At 75.3% G+C, this 6491-nt stretch carries 4 protein-coding genes and 1 pseudogene; 1 reads left to right on the top strand and 4 read right to left on the bottom strand.

The genetic code is table 11. From position 1 onward, the window contains the following. From AB0C69_RS36060 to AB0C69_RS36045, 4 genes and pseudogenes are all read right to left on the bottom strand, one after another. Window positions 1–2583: AAA family ATPase (locus AB0C69_RS36060; protein ID WP_360359899.1), on the bottom strand; the 2583-nt coding region annotated here is incomplete at its 3' end. A gap of 121 nt (window positions 2584–2704) precedes the next feature. Continuing rightward, window positions 2705–3609: pseudogene (locus tag AB0C69_RS36055) on the bottom strand (serine hydrolase). Then, on the bottom strand, window positions 3606–4352 hold the full coding sequence (locus AB0C69_RS36050) for a LysR family substrate-binding domain-containing protein (protein WP_360359896.1): 747 nt from the start codon (window positions 4350–4352) through the stop codon (window positions 3606–3608). The pseudogene AB0C69_RS36055 and the gene AB0C69_RS36050 overlap by 4 nt, the downstream one beginning before the upstream one ends. Before the next feature lie 13 nt (window positions 4353–4365). Continuing rightward, complete coding sequence (locus AB0C69_RS36045; protein ID WP_360359893.1) at window positions 4366–4572, bottom strand: LysR family transcriptional regulator; 207 nt, start codon at window positions 4570–4572, stop codon at window positions 4366–4368. Between the two features lie 155 nt (window positions 4573–4727). On the opposite strand from AB0C69_RS36045, the gene AB0C69_RS36040 reads away from it, so the two are divergent. Continuing rightward, window positions 4728–6377, top strand: coding sequence for a penicillin-binding transpeptidase domain-containing protein (locus AB0C69_RS36040; protein ID WP_360359890.1), 1650 nt, complete (start codon window positions 4728–4730; stop codon window positions 6375–6377). The last annotated feature ends 114 nt before the right edge of the window (window positions 6378–6491 follow it).

Genomic DNA, 6491 nt, shown 5'->3' with positions numbered 1-6491 from the left:
GGAGACGGCGGCGGAGGCGACGCGGTCGGCCTGGTTCGCGACGGCCACGTCCAGCATGTTGCGCATCAGGCGGCCGTTGCCGAAGGACGGGCCGCGGGGCGCGCGGCGCAGCATCGAGCGCAGGACGTCCTCGGTGCCGGAGGCCAGCTCGAAGCCGTCGGCGGCGGCGAGCCGGCCGAACACGGTGATCAGCTCGTCGTCGCTGTAGTCGGGGAAGTGGATCTGCTTGGGGAACCGGGAGTCCAGGCCGGGGTTGGCGGCGAGGAACTCGGCCATCTCCTGCTCGTAGCCGGCCACGACCACGACGAGGTCGTCGCGGTGGTCCTCCATCAGCTTGACCAGCTCGGCGATCGCCTCGTGCCCGTAGTCGCCCTTCAGCGGCGACTGCGTCAGCGTGTACGCCTCGTCGATGAACAGGACGCCGCCGACCGCGCGCTCCACCAGGCGGCGCGTGCGGGGCGCGGTCTGCCCGATGTACTCGCCGACGAGGTGGGCGCGGGACGCCTCCACCAGGTGCCCGGACGACAGGACGCCGAGCCGCTTGTAGATGCGGCCGAGCAGACGGGCCACCATCGTCTTGCCGGTGCCCGGGTTGCCGGTGAACACCATGTGCCGGGTCGGCGGCGTGATCCGCAGGCCCGACTCGCTGCGCAGCCGCGCCGCGTGCGTCCCCGCCACGAGCAGGGCGATCTCGTGCTTGACGCTCTCCAGGCCGGTGAGCTCGCGCAGCTCGGCCAGCGGGTCGCCGGCGGCCTGCGCGGTGTCGAGCGCGGCCGGGAGGTCCTGCTTGCGGACGACCGGCGCGGCGCCCGCCGCGGCGGCGCCGAGCCGGGCCCGCGCGGCGGCGACGACCTGGTCGGCGAGATGCGGCGCGAGGCGCGCGTTGCGCAGCGTCTGCGTCGGCGTGGTCGCGGCCAGCAGCGCGCCCGCCGCCTCGATCGCCGGGCGGGTGCCGCGGGCGCCGCGGGCCTCCAGCGCGCGGCGGAACAGCTCGGCGTGGCCCGCCGCCGTGAACGGCCGGGTGCGGGCGATCCGGAAACGCTGCGGCAGGACGGGATTGATCTCGCGGATCCGCTCCTCGCCGCCGGCGTCGCACAGCGCCACCAGGTTCAGGTCGGGGTGGACGGCGAGGAGCCGGTGCAGCTCGGCGGCAAGGGCCTCGCCGTTGCCGGGGTCGGCGACGATCCCGTCCAGGCCCTCGATGATCAGCAGCCGGTCGCCGGCGCAGTCGCGGGCGTCGGCGTGCAGCTTGGCGACGGCGTCCGACAGGCGCTGCCCGGAGAACAGGTTGTCGGTGACCCAGTGCGGGTCGCGGCCGAGCGCCAGCGCCCTGCCGAGATCCTGCGCGGCGTCGCGCTTGCCGGTGCCGTCCGGCCCGCTGATCAGCAGCCGGACCGGCGCGTTGCCGCGGGTGAGCTCGGCCAGCGCCGCGGTCACCTCCGGCTGCCCGACCAGCGACGTGGCGATCTCCGCCCGGCCGCCCGCGGCCGTCCCGGACGCGGCGTCGGAGGCGGGCACGCTGCGCAGCGTCTCGGTGAGCGGGTTCACGACGCGGCGGCGCGGCGCGTACAGGCGGCGCAGGTCGGTCTGGAACTGGCCGACCGGGATCCACTCCGCCTTCGGGAACCACGGGTCGCCCGGCAGGCCCTGCACGATCGCGACGAAGCGCATCGCCATGTCGAGCCAGCCGCGGCACGCGTCGGCGGCGCCCGCGACGAGCGCCCGGACGAGCCACGCCCGCGTCCGCTCCTGCCACGCGCCCGCCTTGAACCCGCGGCGCTCCGCGGTGAACCGCTGGAGCAGCTCGCCGTACCGGTCCTCGCCGAGCGCGACCGCGAGTTCGGCCGGGACCTGCTCCATGCTGCCCTGGAGCAGCAGGTGGACCAGGTGGACCTCGACGGTCTCCTCGCGCGGCGCCGCCTCCATGAGGTGCTCGTAGGCGGCGAGCAGGCCCGCGCACACCCACTCCAGGTAGCCGACCGGGCCGAGCAGCTCGGGCACGGCCGCCACGATGTCGTCGCCGGCGTGCGCGTGCCAGTGCTCGCGCAGTTCCGTCTTCGGCAGGTTCACGTCGCAGACCGGCGGGTCGTCGTAGAGGCGCACCAGCGCCTTGCGCCGCTCCTCCAGCGGCTCGATGCCCTCCAGCACCGACAGGCAGTCGCGGGCCAGCTCGATCGCCAGCGCCCGGTCGGGCGCCTCGATGAGCCAGTCCACCGGGGGCCGCCACCGCCCGCCCGGCGCGTCCCAGCGCGTCATGCGGGTGCTGAGCGGGCCGGGGTTGACCAGGTGCCGGTGCAGCAGGCGCTCGGGGAGCTGCGACCACGAGCCCGCCTTGATCGCGCCGCCGCCCGGCAGGAACGCCAGCATGCCGAAGATCTCCGCGGTGACGAGCGACGCGGGCAGCGTCAGCAGCTTGTGCTCGTCGGTGGTCAGCTCCACGGCCCGCGGGTCGGCCGCCAGCCCGTCGATCCGCGCCGAGATCTCCTCGAACAGCCCGTCCGGGACGCGCCACGGGCCGTGCGAGTAGACGTCGAGCACCGGCTCGTCGGTGAGCAGTAGCTCCAGATGCTCCGGCAGCCGCAACGAATACTCCCCAAGAACGTCCAAAACAGGGGTACAGCTTATGTTTTCCAAGCGAGTGCTGTGGTGCCCGCGTCGCACCGGATCAGAGGGTCGCGCCGCACAGGAGCGCCGCCCCCCGCGCTCAGGCGCGGCGGAGCGACTCCACGGCGATCCGGGCAGCGGAGCCGATGACCGCGTCGGCCTCCGGGAGGACGGCGACGGGCAGCGTCGACCTGGTGAAGACCGCCACCGCGTAGCGGCCCCCGTCGGGGTACTCGACGGCGCCCACCTCGTTGCGCAGGGTCGGCAGGGTGCCGGTCTTGCCGCTGACGACGACGTCGTCGTAGGGGAACCCGGACGAGAGGCGGTGCGGCCAGACCTGGAGGCCGAACAGGCGGCGCATCGCCGCCGACTCGGCGGGCGGGGCGGCCTCGTCCCGCCAGATCATCGACAGCAGCCGGGTCATGTCGCGGGGCGTGCTGCGGCTCGTGCGGAGCGGGTCGAGGGCGCGCAGCCGGTCCTTCAGGCCCGGCTCGTCGAGCCGCGCCCAGACCTCGGCGACGCTGCCCGCCCCGGCGTCGGCGAGCAGGGTCTCGTGCAGGTCGCGGCCGTTGCCCTCGATGACGGTGTCGCGGAGCCCCAGGTCGGCGGCCGTCGCGTTGACCGCGTCCAGGCCGACCCGGTCCATGACGACGTCGGCGGCGGCGTTGTCGCTGACGGTGATCATCAGGCAGGTCAGGTCGCCAGCGACATGCGGACCTCGTCCAGCAGCGCCGACACCCCGGTCGGTCCGGCGGTGCGGTCGTCCGGGCGCAGCGTGACCTGCTCGGTCGGGTCCAGCACGCCCGCGGCGGCCTGCCGGTGGAACGCGACGAGCAGCGGCACCTTGAACACCGACGCGAGCACCACCGGCTCGTCCGCGCCGACCGAGACGTCCCGCCCGGTGTCGATGTCCACGACGTGCAGGACCCCGGTCACGCCCGCCGACCGGAACGCCGCGTTGATCCGCTCGGCCGCGCTCGCCCTCCTGACGGGCGCCTCGCTCATGCCAGGAACCCGGAGGACGGGCGCGGGACGACCCGGCGGGCGGGGGCGCGGTCGAGCGGGGTCATGCCGGCCTCGCCGCGCAGCACCGCGGTCGCGACGGCGGTGAAGTCGGCGATGGCGCGCGCGTGCTCGGGATCGCGGGCCCGCCGCCAGGCGCACGACGTCCGCCAGGCGAGCGGCTCGCCCGCCAGCGGCCGCCACACCGCCCCGGCGGTGTCGTCGGTACGGGGGACGAGGGCCACGGCCGTCCCGGCGAGGACGAGCCCGAGCGCGAAGCCCGGATGCCGCGCCTCGTGGACCGCCGCGGGCGCGTACCCGTGCCGGCGGCAGCCCGCCAGCACCTCGTCGTGGGCGCCGGGCGCCTCCTCGCGCGGCGGCACGACGACGTCGCGGGTCCCGAGGTCGGCCAGGTGCACCTCCGGGGGCGCGTCCGGGCGCGCGGCGGCGTCGCCGGCGGGCAGCAGCACGCCGAGCGGCTGTGCCAGCATCGGGCCGAGCTCCAGCCCGCGGGCGTCGCACGGGTGCCGCACCACCCCGGCGTCCAGCGCGCCCTCGGCGAGCGCGCGGATCTGCTGGTCGGTGCCCGTCTCGCGCAGGTCGAGCCGCAGGTCCGGGCGGCGCTCCCGGAACGCGGCGATCAGCGCGGCGACCACCCGGCCGCCGAGGTCGCTCGGCAGGCCCGCGCGCACCGTCCCGACCTCGCCCAGCCGGGCGCGCTCGGCGACGGAGTAGATGCGGTCCACGCGGGTGAGGATGTCACGTGCCTCCTCCAGCAGCAGCCCGCCGGGTGAGCCGCACCCGCCGGCTGGACCGGTCGAACAACCGCACGCCGAGCTCCTTCTCCAGCCGCTGGATTCGCTGGCTCAGCGGCGGCTGCGCCATGCCGAGACGCTCGGCCGCGCGGCCGAAGTGCAGTTCTTCGGCGACGACGACGAAGCACCGCAGATGCCCGACGAGGTTCACGAGCAGGGATAATACCAAAACGGATATTCATCTGGACCGATATCAATCTTGGACTTTTCGGGCGTCGCCTGGTGTCCTGGTGCCCCCATCGGTCATCCGCGCTCTCGGCGGATCGCCCGGCCGGTGGGCCGGACAGGGGGAGAAGGAGTTCGACGATGCGCCGATCCCGTGTGCTCGCCGTCGCCGCGGTCGTGGCGGCGGTCGTGATCGTGGGGGCGGGGGCGGTGTGGTTCCTGCGCGACGGTGACGATCCGAGGGACGCCGCGGAGCGCTACCTCGCGGCCTGGAGCGGCGGCGACCCCGCCGCGATGAAGGCCCTCACCGACGCCCCGCCCGCCGACTTCGAGACGCGCTTCACGCGGATGCGGGACGACCTCGGCGCCGTCAGGCAGCGCTACACCGTCGCGTCCGTGGGGCGTCCCAAGGACGGCAGGGTCGGCGGGGCCTACAGCGCCGAGGTGACGCTGGCGGGCGACCGGGTGTGGAAGTACGACGGATCGCTTCCGATGGTGAAGAAGGACGGCGACTGGCTCGTCCGCTGGTCGCCGCAGGTCATGTACCCGGAGCTCAAGGAAGGGCAGCGGCTGCGCGCCGCGCGCGCCTGGCCGGACCGCGCCGCCGTCCTCGCGGCGGACGGCAGCGACCTCTCGTCCTCGCCGTCCGGGTCCGCCCGGCAGCTCGCCGGGCAGGTGGGCCCCGTCTCCGCCGAGGCGGCGGGCAAGCTCGGCGCCCCGTACCGCAAGGGTGACCCGGCGGGCGCGGACGGCCTGCAGCAGCAGTACGAGCGGCGCCTCTCCGGCACGCCCGCGCTCGCCGTGCAGATCACGGACGCCGGGGGCGTCCCGGTGAAGACGCTGCAGCGCTTCGGCGGCGCGGCGGGCAAGCCGGTGAGGACGACCATCGACCCGAAGGCGCAGGCCGCGGCCGGGCAGGCGGTCGCGGGGGCGGCCGAGCCGGCGTCCATGGTGGCGCTGCGCCCGTCCACCGGCGAGATCCTCGCCGTGGCGAACCAGCCCGGCGGCTACAACCGTGCGCTGATGGGCCGGTACCCGCCCGGCTCGACGTTCAAGGTCGTCACGGCCGCCGCGCTCGTCGCCGGCGGCATGTCCCCGACGACGGCCGTCGCCTGCCCGGCCACCACCGCGGTCGGCGGCCGGTCGTTCCACAACTACAAGCACGAGGACTTCGGGACGGTCCCGCTCCGCGAGGCGTTCGCGCACTCCTGCAACACCACGTTCGCGCGCCTCGCGGTCGACAAGCTCGGGGAGAAGCGGCTGGCCCAGGTCGCCGCCCAGTTCGGGTTCAACGCCCCGATCATCGCGGGGCTGCCCGCCGTCCGCGCCGCGTTCCCCGCCAACAAGGACGACACCGCCTTCGCCGCCGCGTCCTTCGGGCAGGGCGAGGTGCTGACCAGCCCGCTCAACATGGCGAGCGTCGCCGCCGCCGCGGCCGACGGCACCTGGCGCTCGCCCCGCCTGGTCGATCCGTCCCTCGCCGCGCAGGCCGCCGACGCCGGAGGCCGCAAGCCCGAGGCGCCGAAGCGGCTGGAGCCCGCCGTCGAGAAGGCCCTGCACGCCCTCATGCCGGCCGTCGTCAGCGAGGGCACCGCCTCCGGCGTCGGCTTCCCGTCCGGCACGGCGGGCAAGACCGGCACCGCGGAGTTCGGCGGGGGCGACAACCCGCCGACCCATGCCTGGTTCATCGGCTACCGCGAGGACGTCGCCTTCGCGGTGATCGTCGAGGGCGGCGGGACCGGCGCCGAGGCCGCGGCCCCCATCGCGGCGAAGTTCCTCAGGGCGCTCTGAGCGTCCCCGCCCGGCGCGCGTCGCCCCTGGCACCAGCACGCTCATGCCGATCGCGAAGCCGGAGGTGAGAGTGACCAACCGCAGTGCCCTGCCGGCGGAAGGCAGGGTCACGCG

Origin of the sequence: Actinomadura sp. NPDC048032 (genome assembly GCF_040653175.1) — a bacterium.
Classification (GTDB): Bacteria; Actinomycetota; Actinomycetes; order Streptosporangiales; family Streptosporangiaceae; genus Spirillospora; species Spirillospora verrucosospora.
The sequence above is the reverse complement of the archived record's forward strand: the minus strand, read 5'-3'. Positions and strand labels throughout refer to the sequence as shown.